The sequence below is a fragment of the Delftia sp. 11MD genome, from assembly GCF_050907895.1.
In the GTDB taxonomy this organism is placed as follows: Bacteria; Pseudomonadota; Gammaproteobacteria; order Burkholderiales; family Burkholderiaceae_C; genus Comamonas; species Comamonas tsuruhatensis.
In genome coordinates this window covers 1,650,252-1,666,341 of record NZ_CP194333.1, presented here as the reverse complement: position 1 = coordinate 1,666,341, position 16,090 = coordinate 1,650,252, and the positions used below count along the sequence as shown (strand labels likewise).

The 16,090-nt window shown below is 63.9% G+C and carries 15 protein-coding genes; all 15 read right to left on the bottom strand.

Annotation, left to right across the window (positions count from 1 at the left end):
* Positions 1–4 precede the first annotated feature (4 nt).
* Positions 5–1,003 (bottom strand): branched-chain amino acid ABC transporter permease, encoded by a 999-nt coding sequence (locus ACRSCF_RS07535; RefSeq protein ID WP_016447695.1) that lies wholly within the window; start codon positions 1,001–1,003, stop codon positions 5–7.
* Between the two features lie 27 nt (positions 1,004–1,030).
* A complete protein-coding gene (locus ACRSCF_RS07530; protein ID WP_012206960.1) occupies positions 1,031–1,915 on the bottom strand; it encodes a branched-chain amino acid ABC transporter permease in 885 nt (294 codons plus the stop codon).
* Positions 1,916–1,972: 57 nt separating this feature from the next.
* Positions 1,973–3,169 carry an ABC transporter substrate-binding protein gene (locus ACRSCF_RS07525; protein ID WP_016447696.1) on the bottom strand — a complete coding sequence of 399 codons (1,197 nt, stop codon included), beginning with the start codon at positions 3,167–3,169 and terminating at the stop codon, positions 1,973–1,975.
* A gap of 100 nt (positions 3,170–3,269) precedes the next feature.
* Complete coding sequence (locus ACRSCF_RS07520) at positions 3,270–3,980, bottom strand: ABC transporter ATP-binding protein (RefSeq protein ID WP_016447697.1); 711 nt, start codon at positions 3,978–3,980, stop codon at positions 3,270–3,272.
* Position 3,981: 1 nt separating this feature from the next.
* The gene (locus ACRSCF_RS07515) at positions 3,982–4,752 is read right to left on the bottom strand and encodes an ABC transporter ATP-binding protein (RefSeq protein WP_016447698.1); all 771 of its coding nucleotides are present in this window, start codon (positions 4,750–4,752) and stop codon (positions 3,982–3,984) included.
* Positions 4,753–5,365: 613 nt separating this feature from the next.
* Positions 5,366–5,875 (bottom strand): DUF1178 family protein, encoded by a 510-nt coding sequence (locus ACRSCF_RS07510; RefSeq protein ID WP_034363788.1) that lies wholly within the window; start codon positions 5,873–5,875, stop codon positions 5,366–5,368.
* A gap of 38 nt (positions 5,876–5,913) precedes the next feature.
* Positions 5,914–6,219: a DUF2818 family protein gene (locus ACRSCF_RS07505; protein WP_016447700.1), complete on the bottom strand. Its 306-nt coding sequence runs from the start codon at positions 6,217–6,219 to the stop codon at positions 5,914–5,916.
* Between the two features lie 55 nt (positions 6,220–6,274).
* On the bottom strand, positions 6,275–7,768 hold the full coding sequence (gene nuoN, locus ACRSCF_RS07500; protein ID WP_016447701.1) for an NADH-quinone oxidoreductase subunit NuoN: 1,494 nt from the start codon (positions 7,766–7,768) through the stop codon (positions 6,275–6,277).
* 24 nt (positions 7,769–7,792) lie between these two features.
* Positions 7,793–9,268 (bottom strand): NADH-quinone oxidoreductase subunit M, encoded by a 1,476-nt coding sequence (locus ACRSCF_RS07495; RefSeq protein ID WP_046239124.1) that lies wholly within the window; start codon positions 9,266–9,268, stop codon positions 7,793–7,795.
* Between the two features lie 16 nt (positions 9,269–9,284).
* The gene (gene nuoL / locus ACRSCF_RS07490) at positions 9,285–11,333 is read right to left on the bottom strand and encodes an NADH-quinone oxidoreductase subunit L (protein ID WP_026062052.1); all 2,049 of its coding nucleotides are present in this window, start codon (positions 11,331–11,333) and stop codon (positions 9,285–9,287) included.
* A gap of 29 nt (positions 11,334–11,362) precedes the next feature.
* Positions 11,363–11,671, bottom strand: a complete 309-nt coding sequence (nuoK, locus tag ACRSCF_RS07485; protein WP_016447704.1) for an NADH-quinone oxidoreductase subunit NuoK — start codon at positions 11,669–11,671, stop codon at positions 11,363–11,365.
* On the bottom strand, positions 11,668–12,336 hold the full coding sequence (locus ACRSCF_RS07480) for an NADH-quinone oxidoreductase subunit J (protein WP_012206970.1): 669 nt from the start codon (positions 12,334–12,336) through the stop codon (positions 11,668–11,670). Before ACRSCF_RS07480 ends, nuoK begins: the two co-directional genes overlap by 4 nt.
* A 34-nt stretch (positions 12,337–12,370) precedes the next feature.
* A complete protein-coding gene (gene nuoI, locus ACRSCF_RS07475; protein ID WP_016447705.1) occupies positions 12,371–12,880 on the bottom strand; it encodes an NADH-quinone oxidoreductase subunit NuoI in 510 nt (169 codons plus the stop codon).
* Positions 12,881–12,891: 11 nt separating this feature from the next.
* On the bottom strand, positions 12,892–13,968 hold the full coding sequence (gene nuoH, locus ACRSCF_RS07470) for an NADH-quinone oxidoreductase subunit NuoH (RefSeq protein ID WP_034363791.1): 1,077 nt from the start codon (positions 13,966–13,968) through the stop codon (positions 12,892–12,894).
* Positions 13,965–16,088 (bottom strand): NADH-quinone oxidoreductase subunit NuoG, encoded by a 2,124-nt coding sequence (gene nuoG / locus ACRSCF_RS07465; protein ID WP_203400513.1) that lies wholly within the window; start codon positions 16,086–16,088, stop codon positions 13,965–13,967. Before nuoG ends, nuoH begins: the two co-directional genes overlap by 4 nt.
* Between the last annotated feature and the right edge of the window lie 2 nt (positions 16,089–16,090).

The following is a 16,090-nucleotide window of genomic DNA, read 5'->3' as shown; positions in this document are numbered from 1 at the left end:
GCTCTCAAGGGGTACGCTTTTTCTGCAGACGGACGATCAGCTCGCCCATGATGCCCTTGCGGAACAGCAGCACGCAGACCACGAAGATCAGGCCCGTGACGATGGTCACCGACTCTCCCAGCGTGGAGAACCACTCCACGCCCGTGAGGCGCTGCAGGAAGAGGCCGAACTCGCCGATCTTGTTCTCCAGCATGACCACCACGGCCGAGCCCAGGATGGGGCCGGACAACGTGCCCAGGCCGCCCATCAGCGTCATCAGGATCACGTGGCCGGAGGTGGTCCAGTGCACATCCGACAGCGTGGCAAAGCCCAGCACCACGGTCTTGAGCGAACCGGCCAGGCCCGTGAGCGCGGCCGAGATCACGAAGGCCAGCAGCTTGAAGCGCGCCACGTCGTAGCCCAGCGAGGTCGCGCGCGGCTCGTTCTCCTTGATGGCCTTGAGCACCTGGCCGAAGGGCGAGTGGATGGTGCGCACGATCAGCAGGAAGGCCAGGACCACGATGACCAGCGTGACGTAGTACATGGTCATGTCGCTGGCCAGGTCGATGAGGCCGAACAGCTTGCCGCGCGGCACGCCCTGCAGCCCGTCCTCGCCGCCCGTGAAGGGCGCCTGCAGGCACACGAAGAACAGCATCTGGGCCAGCGCCAGCGTGATCATGGAAAAGTAGATGCCCTGGCGGCGGATGGCCAGCCAGCCGAAGATCAGCCCCAGCAGCGCGCCGCCGGCCGTGCCGGCCAGCATGGCCAGCTCGGGCGTGAAGCCCCAGCCCTTGATGGCGTAGCCCGTCACATAGGCCGCGCCGCCCAGGAAGGCCGCGTGGCCGAAGGACAGCAGGCCCGTGTAGCCCAGCAGCAAGTTGAAGGCCGAGGCGAACAGTGCGAAGCACATGAGCTTCATCACGAACACCGGATACGCGCCCAGCAGGGGCGCCGCCAGCAGGCCCAGCAGCAGCAGGCCATAGCCCCAGGGGGCAATGCGTTGAACGAGAGTCTTGGATTTCATGTGGTCGGCCCCTTGTCCTCGTTCTTGTTATTTCTCTTTGCCGAACAGGCCGGCGGGGCGGATGAGCAAAACGATGACCATGATGAAGAACACCACGGTGGACGATGCCTCGGGCCAGAAGACCTTGGTCAGGCCCTCGATCACCCCCAGGCCCAGGCCGGTGAGGATGGAGCCCATGATGGAGCCCATGCCCCCGATCACCACCACGGCGAAGACCACGATGATGAGGTTCTGCCCCATCAGCGGCGTGACCTGGTAGACGGGCGCAGCCAGCACGCCGGCAAACGCCGCCAGCGCCGCGCCGAAGGCATAGGTCAGCGTGATCATCACGGGGACATTGACGCCGAAGGCCTCGACCAGGCGCGGGTTCTCGGTGCCGGCCCGCAGGTAGGCGCCGATGCGCGTCTTCTCGATCATGAACCAGGTAGCCACGCAGACCACGATGGAGGCGAGCACCACCCATGCGCGGTAGTTGGGCAGGATCATGAAGCCCAGGTTGGTCGCGCCCTCCAGCAGCTCGGGCGTGTCATAGCCCAGCCCCGAGACGCCGTAGACCGAGCGGAACAGGCCCTCGATCAGCAGCGACAGGCCCAGCGTCAGCAACAGGCCGTAGAGATGGTCGAGCTTGTAGATCCAGCGCAACAGGAAGCGCTCGATCAGCACCCCCAGCAGGCCCACCAGCAGCGGCGACAGCACCAGCATCACCCAGTAGTTGATGTTGAAGTAGCTCATGGCCATCCAGGTGACCATGGCGCCCAGCATGAACAACGCGCCGTGGGCGAAGTTGATCACGTTGAGCAGGCCGAAGATCACCGCCAGCCCCAGGCTGAGGATGGCGTAGAACGAGCCGTTGACCAGCCCCAGAAGGAGCTGGCTCATCAGGCCTGGCAGGGAAACACCAAAGATTTCCATGGGATGCAGCTGTCGTGGTTGGCCGGGTGGCGGTTGGGGGTCAGTGGCGGCGCGGCGTTACTTCCACAGCGCGCACTTGGTCTCGGCCTTGGTGGTCCAGACCTGGTCGGCGGGCAGCGTGGCCACGACCTTCAGGTAGTCCCAGGGCTTCTTGGACTCGGCGGGCTTCTTGACCTCGACCAGGTACATGTCGTGGGCAAAGGTGCCGTCGGGACGGATCGAGCCCTTGCCGTAGAAGTCGTCGATGGGCGTGCTCTTGAGATGGGCCATGACCTTGTCGGCATCCGTGGACTTCACGGCCTGCACGGCCTTGAGGTAGCTGGTCACGGCCGAGTAGTCGGCGGCCTGGATGGAGGTAGGCATGCGCTTGGTCTTGGCAAAGAAGCGCTCGGCGAACTTGCGCGCCGCGTCGTTCTGGTCCCAGTACCAGCTGGTGGTGAACTGCATGCCTTCGGTGTTCTTCAGGCCCAGGCTGTGGATGTCGGTCAGGAACACCAGCAGGCCCACGGTCTTCATGCTCTTGTTGATGCCGAATTCCTTGGCCGCCTTGATGGCGTTGATGGTGTCGCCACCGGCATTGGCCAGGCCCAGGATCTGGGCCTTGGAGGCCTGCGCCTGCAGCAGGAAGGACGAGAAGTCCGAGGCGTTGAGCGGATGCTTGACGCCGCCCACCACCTTGCCGCCCTTGGCCTTGATCACCGCCGTGGTGTCGTTCTCCAGCGCGTGGCCGAAGGCGTAGTCTGCCGTCAGGAAGAACCAGTCCTTGCCGCCGCGCTCCACCACGGCCGTGCCCGTGCCCTTGGCCAGGGCCACGGTGTCATAGGCGTAGTGCACGGTGTAGGGATTGCACTGCTCGTTGGTCAGCGCCGACGAGCCTGCGCCGCTGTTGAAGTGCACGCGCTTTTTCTCATTGGCCACCTGCGACACCGCCAGGGCCGTGCCGGAGTTGGTGCCGCTGAACACCAGCGAGATACCCTGCGTGTCCACCCACTCGCGCACCTTGGAGGCGGCGATGTCGGCCTTGTTCTGGTGGTCGGCGCTCAGCAGCTCGATGGGCTGGCCCAGCACCTTGCCGCCGAAGTCATCGATGGCCATCTGCATGGCGGTGACGGCGTTCTTGCCTTCCACGTCCGCATAGAGGCTGGACATGTCGGTCACGAAGCCGATCTTCACCTTCTCCTGTGCCATGGCAAGCGGGCTGGCCAGGCCGGCGGCGGCCAGCATGCACGACAGTGCGGTCAGTTTTGCTTTCATTGGTGTCTCCTTCGCGTTGATGTCTTGGGTTTTTTGTCACAGGGCCATGGCAGGAATGCAGCCGGCGAGCCCCAGGCGCCAGCCACGATGGATATCCGGGTCAGACTCCGAGCAGTTCGTTGAGCACGGGCATCTTGGCCTGCAGCTCGGCCGCGCCGAAACGCTCGACCACATGGCCGTGCTCGACCACGTAGAAGCGGTCGGCCAGCGGCGCCGCGAAGTGGAAGTTCTGCTCCACCATCACCACGGTGTAGCCCTTGGTGCGCAGCATGGTGATCATGCGGGCCAGCGCCTGCACGATGACGGGGGCCAGGCCTTCGGAGATCTCGTCGAGCAGCAACAGCCGCGCGCCGGTACGCAAAATGCGCGCCACCGCCAGCATCTGCTGCTCGCCGCCCGACAGGCGCGTGCCCTGGCTGTGGCGGCGCTCGGCCAGGTTGGGGAACATGGCGTAGATCTCGTCCACGCTCATGCCCTGCTGGCCGGTCTTGAGCGGTGGCGGCAGCATCAGGTTCTCCTCGCACGAGAGGCTGGAGAAGATGCCGCGCTCTTCCGGGCAGTAGCCCACGCCCAGGTGGGCAATGCGGTGCGTGGGCAGGTGGATGGCCTCCACGCCATTGATCCTGATCGAGCCCTTGCGTGCGCCCGTCAGCCCCATGATGGCGCGCAGCGTGGACGTGCGGCCCGCGCCGTTGCGCCCCAGCAGCGTGACTACCTCGCCGGGCTGGACCACCAGGTCCATGCCGTGCAGCACATGGGATTCGCCATACCAGGCCTGCAGGCCCTTGATTTCCAATGCCGGTGCAGTCATCTCAATGCGCTCCCTGCAACTGGCCGTCGGTGGTGCCCATATACGCTTCCATCACTTGCGGGTTGCGCGAAACTTCCTCGTATGGCCCCTCGGCCAGCACGGCGCCGCGCTGCAGCACCGTGATGCGGTCGGCGATGGTGGAGATCACCTTCATGTTGTGCTCCACCATGAGAATCGTGCGGCCTGCCGAGACCTTCTTGATCAGCTGGGTCACGCGGTCCACGTCTTCGTGGCCCATGCCCTGGGTGGGCTCGTCCAGCAGCATCAGCTCGGGCTCCATGGCCAGCGTGGTGGCGATCTCCAGCGCGCGCTTGCGGCCATAGGGCAGGTTGACGGTGACCTCGTCGGCCAGGTCCTGCAGGCCGACTTCGGACAGCAGCTGCATGGCGCGGTCATTGAGCATGGACAGGCTTTTTTCGCTGCGCCAGAAATGGAACTCGGTGCCCAGCTTGCGCTGCAGGCCGATGCGCACGTTCTCCAGCAGCGTGCAATGCGGGAAGACGGCCGAGATCTGGAAGGACCGGATCACGCCACGGCGCGCGATCTGCGCCGGCGCCTCCTGCGTGATGTCCTCGCCGTTGAAACGGATGGTGCCGGAGGTGGGCTCCAGGAACTTGGTCAGCAGATTGAAGCAGGTGGTCTTGCCTGCGCCATTGGGGCCGATCAAGGCATGGATGGAGCCGCGGCGCACCGAAAGGTCCACCTTGCTCACCGCCGTAAATCCCTTGAACTCTTTGGTCAGGTTCCGGGTTTCGAGAATAACGTCGCTCATGTGCGCTTCGCCTGCTCCGTTGATGCTGCCAGCCGCCAACGCGTCGCCAGAGGCTCTGGTGGGCGTTGTGCAGGGTCGGACGCATCGTAGGCTTGCCGACGTTGTGCACCGCAGCGGGAAAACGCCTACGTAGGTGCTCCTAAGCACAGGCCCTGCCCCGCACTGCAGCATGGCGCATCAAGACGAGTCGCCGCAAAAACAAGAAGCAACCACTCACACTTGAAATAATCAAGCAGTCACGGGGCTGCAAGGCGCCGCGGCTGCAGGCGGGCCCTAGGGTTCTCCATCACCTCGGCCCGGCGACGCCCACGCGGAAGGCCAGAGCGCTTCCAAAGAGATAGCAAACTACCCTTTTTGCGGCTTGGCAGACAGCGACCAATGTCTGCTGCCTTACGGGAAACACCCAGGTGGGCAATCTCCCTGTGGCCTACTCAGTCACTATGCGAAAAGCCGCGGATATGCTTGGGTTTGTCGCCCCATCAATTGAATGGCGACAAAGCGACTCAAAGCGCTATTCAATTAATAGCACCAGGTGATTGCCTGGCATGGGAATTGGCGATCGATCGCCATGAGCGCAATTGTCGCCGCCAAGACAGCATGTGCCCGGAGCAAGTTACTGCAGCGTTTCCTTGCTGCCTTGCGGCAAGGCCAATGGAACCACGGCAATGCCTTCGTCCAGCAATTGCATGGCCTGCTCGGGACTGGCCTTGCCGCGGATGGCGCGCTCTTCGGTCTCGCCATAGTGCATGCGGCGGGCTTCATCGGCAAAGCGTTCGCCCACGTCCTCGGTCTGCTGCGCGACCTTGCGCGACCACTGCAGCCAGGCGGCCTGCATGGCCTGCAATTGCTCACGCGCCTGGGGCGGCATGGCCGTTGAAGCAGCGGCTGCCGCGCTGGCGGCGGAGGCGGCTGCAGCAGGCTCTGCCGCCGCAGCCGGGGGCAAACTTGCAGGCTTGGCGCCAAGATTGATGCGGGGGGCGCTCAGGCGCTTGGTGATGTCGCTGTGGCCGCAGACGGGGCACAGCACCAGCTGGCGCTGCAGCTGGCTCTGGAAATCCTCTTCCGAGGCGAACCAGCCCTCGAAGAGGTGGCCCTGCGGGCAATGGAGGTCGAGCACTTTCATCGCGCACCCTCATCCATGAAGCAACCGGCACCGCGGCCTCAGCCGCGGCGGTGAATCAGGAAACGATAGACGAAACCCGGGAATGCCAGTGTCAGGAACAACGCCCCCGTGATGGCATAGAACTCCCAGCCCTGGGGTGCAATCTGCCCCACGCGGCGCTCCAGCAGCAGCGCCACGCCGCCGACGATGAAGTACAGCAGCACCATCTCCAGCAGGCACAGGGCCAGCGGCTTGCGCTGGGTGCGCAGCGGCCCCAGCTGCAGCCAGCGGGGGTTGAAGAAAGGCAAATTGGCTGCCACAAGGGCAGCCAATATCACGAGCCAGATCGAAGCGGTTTGCGACAAGCCGATGTCCTCACCGCAGGGCCTTGCGCGCAAGGCCCTGCACAGGGAAAGTGGATCAGGAAGCCAGGGCGCGCACGACGGCGTCGGCGCACAGGGCCATCAGGCCGCCGGGCAGGATGCCCAGACCCAGCACCAGGGCGCCATTGAGGGTCAGCACCACGCGCACGTCCAGCGAAGCGGAAACGCTGGTGGCGGTGATGGGCTCATCAAAGTACATGACCTTGACGACGCGCAGGTAGTAGAAGGCGCCGATCAGCGACATGACCACGGCGAACACGGCCAGGGCGATGTACAGGCTGTGGCCCGAAGCCACCAGCGCCTGCAGCACCGACAGCTTGGCGTAGAAGCCGACCAGGGGCGGAATGCCGGCCATGGAGAACAGGCAGATCGCCATCACGCCGGCATACAGCGGGCTGCGCTGGTTCAGGCCGGCAAAGTCGGCGACCTCTTCGCTCTCGAAGCCTTCGCGGGCCAGCAGCTGGATCACGCCGAAGGCGGCCAGCGTGGTCAGCACATAGGTCACCACGTAGAACATGGCCGAGCTGTAGGCGTTCTCGACGGTGGCCGGATCGACCTTGCCGTCGACCACACCCGACATCAGGCCCAGCAGCACGAAGCCCATCTGCGAGATGGTCGAGTAGGCCAGCATGCGCTTGAGGTTGGTCTGCTGCAGGCCGGCCAGGTTGCCGACCAGCAGAGAGGCAATGGCAAGCACGGCCAGCATCTGCTGCCAGTCGATGGCCAGCGGCAGCAGGCCGTCCACCAGCAGGCGGATGACGATGGCGAAGGCCGCCAGCTTGGGCGCGCCACCGATCATGGTGGTGATGGCCGTGGGAGCGCCCTGGTACACGTCGGGGACCCACATGTGGAAGGGAACCACGCCCAGCTTGAAGGCCAGGCCGGAGACCACGAAGACCAGGCCGAACACCAGCACCTGGTGCTTGATTTCGCCCGAGTTGATGGCCTTGAACACCTGGCCGATGTCCAGCGAACCGGTCGCGCCGTAGAGCATGGACATGCCGTACAGCAGGAAGCCGCTGGCCATGGCGCCAAGCACGAAGTACTTCATCGCGGCCTCGACCGAAGCCGTGTGGTCGCGGCGCAGCGCCACCAGGGCGTAGCTGGACAGCGTCAACAGCTCCAGGCCCAGGTAGATGACCAGGAAGTTGTTGCCCGAGATCATGATGAACATGCCCAGCAGCGCGAGCATGGCCAGCGTGAACAGCTCGCCGCCGCGCAGCATGTCGCGGTCAGCGGCATAGGGTCGGCCGTAGACCAGGGTGACCATCATGGCCACGGTGGCGAAACACTTGAGCCAGTTGCCCATGGCGTCGGAGACGACCATGTTGCCCCAGCCATAGAACGTGTTGCCACTGGAGGCATACATGCCTTGCAGCACGGCCACCACGCCCAGGGTCAGCAGTGTCAGAACATAGGTGCCCGTGCGGCGCGGGCTTTTGACGCCCAGGTCCACCAGGGCGATCACGCAGGCCATGACCAGGAGAAGGATCTCCGGATAGATGGCCAGCCAGCTGATGTTGTCAATCATCTCGATTCTCTCGTTTCAGTCTGGTCACTGCAGCTTGCTCATGGCCACATGCTTGAGCAGCTCGGCCACGGACACATCCATCACGTCAGTGAAGGGCTTGGGATACAGGCCCATGTACAGCACGGCGATGGCCAGCAGACCCAGCACCAGGAACTCGCGGTTGCCGATGTCGGTCAGGCCGCGCACATTGTCATTGGTGACAGGACCCAGGTAGACGCGCTTGTACATCCACAGCGTGTAGGCCGCGCCGAAGATCAGCGCCGTGGCAGCGCCCAGGCCGATCCAGAAGTTGTATTGCACGGCGCCCAGGATCACCATCCACTCGCCGACGAAGCCGGCCGTCGCGGGCAGGCCGCAGTTGGCCATGGCGAACAGCAGCGCGAAGGCCGCGAACTTGGGCATGGTGTTGACCACGCCGCCGTAGGAAGCGATTTCACGCGAGTGCACGCGGTCGTAGAGCACGCCGATGCACAGGAACATGGCGCCCGACACGAAGCCGTGGGCAATCATCTGCACGATGCCGCCAGCAATGCCCAGCGGATTGAAGATGAAGAAGCCCAGGGTCACGAAGCCCATGTGGGCCACGGACGAGTAGGCCACCAGCTTCTTCATGTCCTTTTGCACCAGGGCGACCACGCCCACGTAGATCACGGCGATCAGCGACAGGGCGATGACCAGCCAGGCCCACTTGTGCGAGGCATCGGGTGCGATGGGCATGGAAAAGCGCAGGAAACCGTAGGCGCCCAGCTTCAGCATGATGGCGGCCAGCACGGCGGAGCCGCCGGTGGGCGCTTCCACGTGCACGTCGGGCAGCCAGGTGTGGACCGGCCACATCGGCACCTTCACGGCAAAGGCCGCGAAGAAGGCGAAGAAGATCAGCGTCTGGGCCGTCATGGACAGCGGCAGCTTGTGCCAGTCGAGGATCTCGAAGCTGCCACCCGACTGGGTGTACAGGTAGATCACGGCGACCAGGGTCAGCAGCGAACCCATCAGCGTGTACAGGAAGAACTTGAAGGCCGCATAGATGCGGTTGGGACCGCCCCAGATGCCGATGATCAGGTACATCGGGATCAGCGTGGCCTCGAAGAACACGTAGAACAGCAGGCCGTCCAGCGCGCTGAACACGCCGACCATCAGGCCGGACAGGATCAGGAAGGCGCCCATGTACTGGTTCACGCGCTCGGTGATGTTCTCCCACGACGCGATCACGACGATCACGGTGATGAAGGCGGTCAGCGGCACGAACCAGAACGAGATGCCATCCACGCCCAGGTGGTAGTGGATGTTGAAGCGCTCGATCCACAGCGCCTTCTCCACGAACTGCATGGCAGCCGTGCTGTTGTCGAACTGCTGTATCAGCGGCAGCGTGACGGCCAGGCCTGCCAGCGCGCCGACCAGGGCCAGCCAGCGCACTGCCTTGACCTGATCCTCGCGGCCCAGGGCCAGCAGGAGGGCGCCGAAGGCGATCGGCACCCAGATTGAAAGACTCAACCAATGCATTTTTGTTCTTCCCCTACTACTTGTTGAGCCACACGAAATACGTCATGAGAGCGAACACGCCCAGCAGCATGACCAACGCGTAGTGATAGAGATAGCCCGACTGCAGCTTGCGCACCCACTGGCCGATGCGGCCGATGAGCTTCCACGAGCCGTTGACGATGCCGCCATCGATGATGGCCTGGTCGCCGACCTTCCAGAAGAAGCTGCCGAAGGCGCGTGCGCCGCGGGCGAAGATGTTCTCGTAGACCCAGTCCACGCCGTACTTGCCTTCCAGTGCCTGGTAGACACCGATCTTCTGCATGGACGACTTGATGGCGGCAGGCACTTCGGGCTTGACCATGTAGAACAGGTAGGAGACGACGACGCCTGCCAGTGCAAGCCAGAACGGCGCGGCCGTGAAGCCGTGCAGCGCCATGGGCACCCAGCCGTGGATCTTCTCGGCCAGCTCGGCCATGGCGCCGTGCTTGCTGCCATCGACGTGGATCACACCCTTGAAGAAATCACCGAACAGCATGGGCATCAGTGCCAGGGCACCGATCACCACCGAGGGGATGGCCAGCAGCATCAGCGGGCCGGTCACGACCAGTGGCGACTCATGCGGCTTGGCATCGTGGCCATGGCCGTGGTGGTCGTCATGGGCGTGGTGGTCATCGTGGCCATGGTGGTGCGCATCGGGATTCTGGTCGTAGCGCTCCTTGCCGTGGAAGACGATGAAGTACAGGCGGAAGGAGTAGAAGGCCGTGATGAACACGCCGGCCAGCACCGCGAAATTGGCGAAGCCAGCACCCGGCAGGTTGGTGGCATGCACGGCCTCGATGATGGCGTCCTTCGAGTAGAAGCCCGAGAAGAACGGCGTGCCGATCAGCGCCAGGTTGCCCAGCAGGAACGTGATCCAGGTGATGGGCATGTACTTGCGCACGCCGCCCATCCAGCGGATGTCCTGGTTGTGGTGCATGCCCATGATCACCGAGCCGGCGCCAAGGAACAGCAGGGCCTTGAAGAAGGCGTGGGTCATCAGGTGGAACACGGCCACCGAGTAGGCCGAGGCGCCCAGGGCCACGGTCATGTAGCCCAGCTGCGACAGCGTGGAGTACGCGATCACGCGCTTGATGTCGTTCTGGATGATGCCCAGCACGCCCATGAACAGCGCCGTGATGGAGCCGATCACCAGGATGAAGCTCAGCGCGGTGTCCGACAGCTCGTACAGCGGCGACATGCGCGAGACCATGAAGATGCCTGCCGTCACCATGGTGGCGGCGTGGATCAGTGCCGAGATGGGGGTCGGGCCTTCCATCGAATCGGGCAGCCAGGCATGCAGCGGGAACTGGGCCGACTTGCCCATGGCGCCGATGAACAGGCAGATGGCCGTCACCGTCACCAGCAGCCAGCCGGTGCCCGGCAGCAGGGTGTTCTGGATCTCGGGCAGCTTGGCGAAGATCTCGCCGTAGTTCATGGTGCCCGTGTAGGCAGCGATCAGGCCGATGCCCAGGATGAAGCCGAAGTCGCCCACGCGGTTGACCAGGAAGGCCTTCATGTTGGCGAAGATGGCCGAGGGCTTGTTGTAGTAGAAGCCGATCAGCAGGTACGACACCAGGCCCACGGCTTCCCAGCCGAAGAACAGCTGCAGCAGGTTGTTGCTCATGACGAGCATCAACATGGAGAAGGTGAACAGCGATATGTAGGAGAAGAAACGGTTGTAGCCGTCATCTTCCTGCATGTAGCCGATGGTGTAGATGTGCACCATCAGCGACACGAAGGTCACCACGCACATCATCATGGCCGTGATGCTGTCGATCAGGAAACCGACTTCCATCTTCAGCCCGCCGATTTCCATCCAGGTGTAGATGGACTGGTCGAAGCGCGCCCCGTCGAAGATCACGCTGTTGAAGGTGATGGCCGACAGGATGAAGGCGATCAGCACGCCCAAAATCGTAAGGGAATGGCTGCCGCCGCGACCGATCTTGTTGCCGCCGAAGGCCGTGCCCCAGATACCCGCGAGCGCGGAACCCGCCAGCGGTGCCAGCGGCACCGCCAGGAGCATGGATGCAGAGAGTGTTTGACTCATTCTTAAGAACCTTGCAAGTTACGGCGGACTCAACCCTTGAGGGAGTTGAGATCTTCCGCATTGATGCTGGTCTTGTTGCGGAACAGAAGCACCAGGATCGCCAGACCGATGGCCGACTCGGCCGCTGCCACTGTCAGGATGAAGAACACGAACACCTGTCCGTGCATGTCACCCAGATAGCTGGAGAAGGCCACGAAGTTCATATTGACGGCCAGGAGCATCAGCTCGATGGCCATCAGCAGCACGATCAGGTTCTTGCGGTTCAGAAAGATGCCAACGACGGAGAGCGCGAACAGCATGGCGCCCAGCGTCAAGTAATGGCCCAAAGTCAGCGTCATGCTTTTGTCTCCACGGCGGGGGTTGCCTCGGCGGCCGGTGCCTGCGGCGCCTGGGTGACCGGCACCTTGACCAGCTCGAGGCGATCCTTTGCGCGCACGCGGATCTGCTGGGCCGGGTTCACTGCCTTGCTGTCCTTGCGCTTGCGCAGGGTCAGGGCGATGGCGGCGATCATCGCCACCAGCAGGATCACGGCAGCGATCTCGACGGGGTACAGGTATTCGGTGTACAGCAGCTTGCCCAGGGCCTGGGTGTTGGAGTACTGCACGGTCTGGCCGGCAGCGTTGACCGTGGCCGCAATGGCCTTGGGCTCCTCGACACCGCTGAAGCCGCCCATCAGCACCATGCCCATTTCAAAGGCGATCAGTGCGCCGATCAGGGCAGCGAAGGGGAAATGCTTCCAGAAGCCCTGGCGCACGGCGTCGATGCGGATGTCCAGCATCATCACCACGAACAGGAACAGCACCATCACGGCGCCCAGGTAGACCAGCACCAGGGTCACGCCCAGGAACTCGGCCTTGAGCAAAAGCCAGATGCCGGCAGCCTGCGAGAAGGCCAGGATCAGGTTGAGCACGGCGTGCACGGGGTTGCGCGCCGTGACGACCCGGAAGGCTGCAAACAGCAGCACGACCGAGAACAGATAGAAGAAACCAGTTTTGGCGTCCATGGATCGAATCTTTTCAAGTGATCAAGGAGCCGCTTCAGCGGTACTTGGCGTCCGCAGCCTTGGCGGCGGCAATCTCGGGTTCGTAGCGATCGCCAACGGCCAGCAGCATGTCCTTGGTGAAGTACAGGTCGCCGCGCTTTTCTCCGTGGTATTCGAAGATATGCGTCTCGACGATGGAATCCACCGGGCAGCTTTCCTCGCAGAAGCCGCAGAAGATGCACTTGGTCAGGTCGATGTCGTAGCGCGTGGTGCGGCGCGAGCCGTCGTCACGCACATCGGACTCGATGGTGATGGCCATGGCCGGGCAGACCGCTTCGCACAGCTTGCAGGCGATGCAGCGCTCTTCGCCGTTGTCATAACGGCGCAGGGCGTGCAGTCCGCGAAAACGCGGCGACAGAGGTGTCTTTTCTTCGGGGAACTGCACCGTGACCTTGCGGCGGAAGGTGTAGCGGCCAGTCAGGGCCATGCCCTTGGCCAGTTCCCAGAGCATGAAGCTCTTGAAGAAATCTTTGATCGAAAATGGGGTAGCAGCAACCGCAGACATTCTTGCTCCGCTCAGTTCCAGATGTTCCAAGGCGAGTGCATCCAGCCACCCACGATGACCAGCCACACCAGGGTGACGGGAATGAAGATCTTCCAGCCCAGACGCATGATCTGGTCATAGCGAAAGCGCGGGAAGGTGGCACGGATCCAGATGAACATGGACACGACCAGGAAAGTCTTCGCCGCCAGCCAGATCCATCCGGGGATGAACGACAGGAAGTCGAACGGAGGCAGCCAGCCGCCCAGGAACATGATCACGGCCAGGATGGACACCAGCCACATGCTGGCGTACTCGGCCAGGAAGAAGATGGCAAAGCCCATGCCCGAGTACTCGACCATGTGGCCGGCCACGATTTCGGCTTCGCCTTCGACCACGTCGAAGGGGTGGCGGTTGGTCTCGGCCACGGCCGAGATCAGGTACACCACGAAGATCGGCAGCAGCGGCAGCCAGTTCCACGACAGGACGCTGGCACCCATGCTGGCGAACTGGCCCTGGCCCTGGCTCAGCACGATCTGCGTCAGATTCATGCTGCCCGTGACCATGATCACCACCAGGAAGCAGAAGCCCAGCGCGATCTCGTAGCTGACCATCTGCGCCGAGGCGCGCAGCGCGCCCAGGAAGGCGTACTTGGAGTTGGAGGCCCAGCCGGCAATGATCACGCCATAGACTTCAATGGACGTGATGGCCATGATCAGCAGCAGGCCGGCGTTGACGTTGGCCAGCGCCACTTCGGGGCCGAAGGGGATCGCCACCCATGCCGCCAGGGCGGGCATGATGGCCATCACGGGACCCACGTAGAACAGGCCCTTGGCGGCGGCCGTGGGCTGGATCAGTTCCTTGGTCAGCAGCTTCAGGCCATCGGCCAGGGGCTGCAGCAGGCCGAAGGGACCCACGCGGTTGGGACCCATGCGAACCTGCATGAAGCCCAGCAGCTTGCGCTCCCACAGCGTCAGGTAGGCCACTGCGCCCATCAGCGGGGCGACGATGGCGACGATGCCCAGCAGGATCCAGAGCACGGGCCAGGCCACGTCGGTCCACCAGGAGGCGGCGATCAGGCCGGCACCGGCCGTCTTGAGTGCGTCAATCATGCGGCGCCTCCCTCACGAGCCTGACGTGCATCTGCCGTCAGTTGCAGCGACGTCGCGCGGCGCACGATGCTGTCGAGCTGATAAATGCTGGCCACCACGGGCGCGGCATGGCCAGCGCCGTTGGCGATGGAATTCACGGCAAGCGCACCATTGCCCAGCAGGTTGGCCGGCACGCTGGTGGCGCCGGCGGTGGCGGCTGCGAGCACATCCTGCGACGTCTCGTAGTCCACGCCCTGCACGCCCAGCAGGTTGGCCAGAACGCGCAGCACCTTCCAGCCCGGACGGGCTTCGGCCAGCGGCTTGACCACGGCATGGAAGCTTTGCAGGCGGCCTTCGGCGTTGACGAAGCTGCCCGAGGTTTCCGTGAACGGGGCGATGGGCAGCAGCACGTCGCTGAATTCCATGTTGGCCTTGAACGGGCTCAGGGTCACGACCATCTCGGCCTTGCCCAGTGCCTCTGCGGCGCGGGCGCCGGCAGCGGAGTCGAACACGGGTTCGTTGTTCAGCAGCAGCACGGCCTTGAGGCCGCCGGCCAGCATCTGGCCTGCGTTCAGGCCCGAAGCGGCAGGCTGTGCGCCCACCCACTGCGCGCCCACCGTGTTGGCGGCTTCGGTCAGGTAGCCGACCGAGGCGCCGGTCTGCTCGGCAATCCAGTTGGCCAGCGACAGCAGGGTCGATGCCTGTGAGTGGTGCGCAGCGGCATTGCCCAGCAAGATGGCCTTGCGCTCGCCGCGCAGCAGCGCGGTGGCAATGGCCTGGGCCTCGGCATGCACGTCGGCGGCGGCCACGGGAGCGGCAACACCCTTTTCCTGCGCCACGGCGGCGGCCACATCGGCCAGCGCCTGGGCCCAGTCCGGGGCTGCCACGATGGACGCCGTCACCGGCATGGCCCAGTCGTAGACACGCTCATTGATGGCGAGCACGGTGCAGCCCTGCTTGGCCGCCTGGCGGATGCGCTGCGCGAACAGCGGATGGTCCTTGCGCAGGTTGGAGCCGAGCACCAGGACGCCTTGCAGCTTGGACAGCGAGGCGATGGGCGTGCCCAGCCACTGCACGCCCTGGGCGGCGGTGAACTCGGCATTGCGCAGGCGATGGTCGATGTTCTCGCTGCCCAGGCCGCGCACCAGCTTGCCTGCCAGGAACAGCTCTTCCAGCGTGCTGTGCGGGCTGACCAGCGCGCCGATGGCGGAGGCGCCATGGTCGTTCTTGATCTGGCGCAGGCCGTTGGCCACGTATTCGAGGGCCGTCTGCCAGTCGACTTCCTTCCACTCACCGCCCTGCTTGAGCATGGGGCGGGTCAGGCGTTCGTCACTGTTCAGGGCTTCATAGGAGAAGCGGTCGCGGTCGGCGATCCAGCACTCGTTGACCTCTTCGTTCTCGAAGGGCACGACGCGCAGGACCTTGTGGTTCTTGACCTGGACGATGAGGTTGGCACCCGTGGAATCATGGGGCGAGACCGACTTGCGGCGCGACAGCTCCCAGGTGCGGGCGCTGTAGCGGAAGGGCTTGCTGGTCAGCGCGCCCACGGGGCAGATGTCGATCATGTTGCCCGACAGCTCGGAGTCCACCGTATCGCCCACCACCGTGGTGATCTCGGAGTGCTCGCCGCGGTTGATCATGCCCAGCTCCATCACGCCGGACACTTCCTGTCCGAAGCGCACGCAGCGGGTGCAGTGGATGCAGCGGCTCATCTCCTGCATGGAGATCAGCGGGCCCACGTCCTTGTGGAAGACCACGCGCTTTTCTTCCTCGTAGCGCGAGGCGGAGCTGCCGTAGCCCACGGCCAGATCCTGCAGCTGACATTCGCCGCCCTGGTCGCAGATCGGGCAGTCCAGCGGGTGATTGATGAGCAGGAACTCCATCACCGATTGCTGTGCCTTGATCGCCTTCTCGCTCTTGGTGCGCACGATCATGCCCTGCGTCACGGGCGTGGCGCAGGCGGGCATGGGCTTGGGGGCCTTTTCCACGTCCACCAGGCACATGCGGCAGTTGGCGGCGATGGAAAGTTTCTTGTGGTAGCAGAAATGCGGGATGTAGGTGCCTGCCTTCTCGGCTGCATGCATGACCATGCAGCCCTCGGCGACCTCCACCTTCTTTCCGTCCAGTTCAATTTCAACCATAT

What these genes read in the sequence shown, in the direction of transcription:
- ACRSCF_RS07535 (WP_016447695.1), bottom strand. Translation starts at nt 1,003, where the DNA reads ATGAAATCCAAGACTCTCGTTCAACGCATTGCCCCCTGGGGCTATGGC.
- ACRSCF_RS07530 (WP_012206960.1), bottom strand. Translation starts at nt 1,915, where the DNA reads ATGGAAATCTTTGGTGTTTCCCTGCCAGGCCTGATGAGCCAGCTCCTT.
- ACRSCF_RS07525 (WP_016447696.1), bottom strand. Translation starts at nt 3,169, where the DNA reads ATGAAAGCAAAACTGACCGCACTGTCGTGCATGCTGGCCGCCGCCGGC.
- ACRSCF_RS07520 (WP_016447697.1), bottom strand. Translation starts at nt 3,980, where the DNA reads ATGACTGCACCGGCATTGGAAATCAAGGGCCTGCAGGCCTGGTATGGC.
- ACRSCF_RS07515 (WP_016447698.1), bottom strand. Translation starts at nt 4,752, where the DNA reads ATGAGCGACGTTATTCTCGAAACCCGGAACCTGACCAAAGAGTTCAAG.
- ACRSCF_RS07510 (WP_034363788.1), bottom strand. Translation starts at nt 5,875, where the DNA reads ATGAAAGTGCTCGACCTCCATTGCCCGCAGGGCCACCTCTTCGAGGGC.
- nuoN (WP_016447701.1), bottom strand. Translation starts at nt 7,768, where the DNA reads ATGATTGACAACATCAGCTGGCTGGCCATCTATCCGGAGATCCTTCTC.
- ACRSCF_RS07495 (WP_046239124.1), bottom strand. Translation starts at nt 9,268, where the DNA reads ATGCATTGGTTGAGTCTTTCAATCTGGGTGCCGATCGCCTTCGGCGCC.
- nuoL (WP_026062052.1), bottom strand. Translation starts at nt 11,333, where the DNA reads ATGAGTCAAACACTCTCTGCATCCATGCTCCTGGCGGTGCCGCTGGCA.
- nuoK (WP_016447704.1), bottom strand. Translation starts at nt 11,671, where the DNA reads ATGACGCTGACTTTGGGCCATTACTTGACGCTGGGCGCCATGCTGTTC.
- ACRSCF_RS07480 (WP_012206970.1), bottom strand. Translation starts at nt 12,336, where the DNA reads ATGGACGCCAAAACTGGTTTCTTCTATCTGTTCTCGGTCGTGCTGCTG.
- nuoI (WP_016447705.1), bottom strand. Translation starts at nt 12,880, where the DNA reads ATGTCTGCGGTTGCTGCTACCCCATTTTCGATCAAAGATTTCTTCAAG.
- nuoH (WP_034363791.1), bottom strand. Translation starts at nt 13,968, where the DNA reads ATGATTGACGCACTCAAGACGGCCGGTGCCGGCCTGATCGCCGCCTCC.
- nuoG (WP_203400513.1), bottom strand. Translation starts at nt 16,088, where the DNA reads ATGGTTGAAATTGAACTGGACGGAAAGAAGGTGGAGGTCGCCGAGGGC.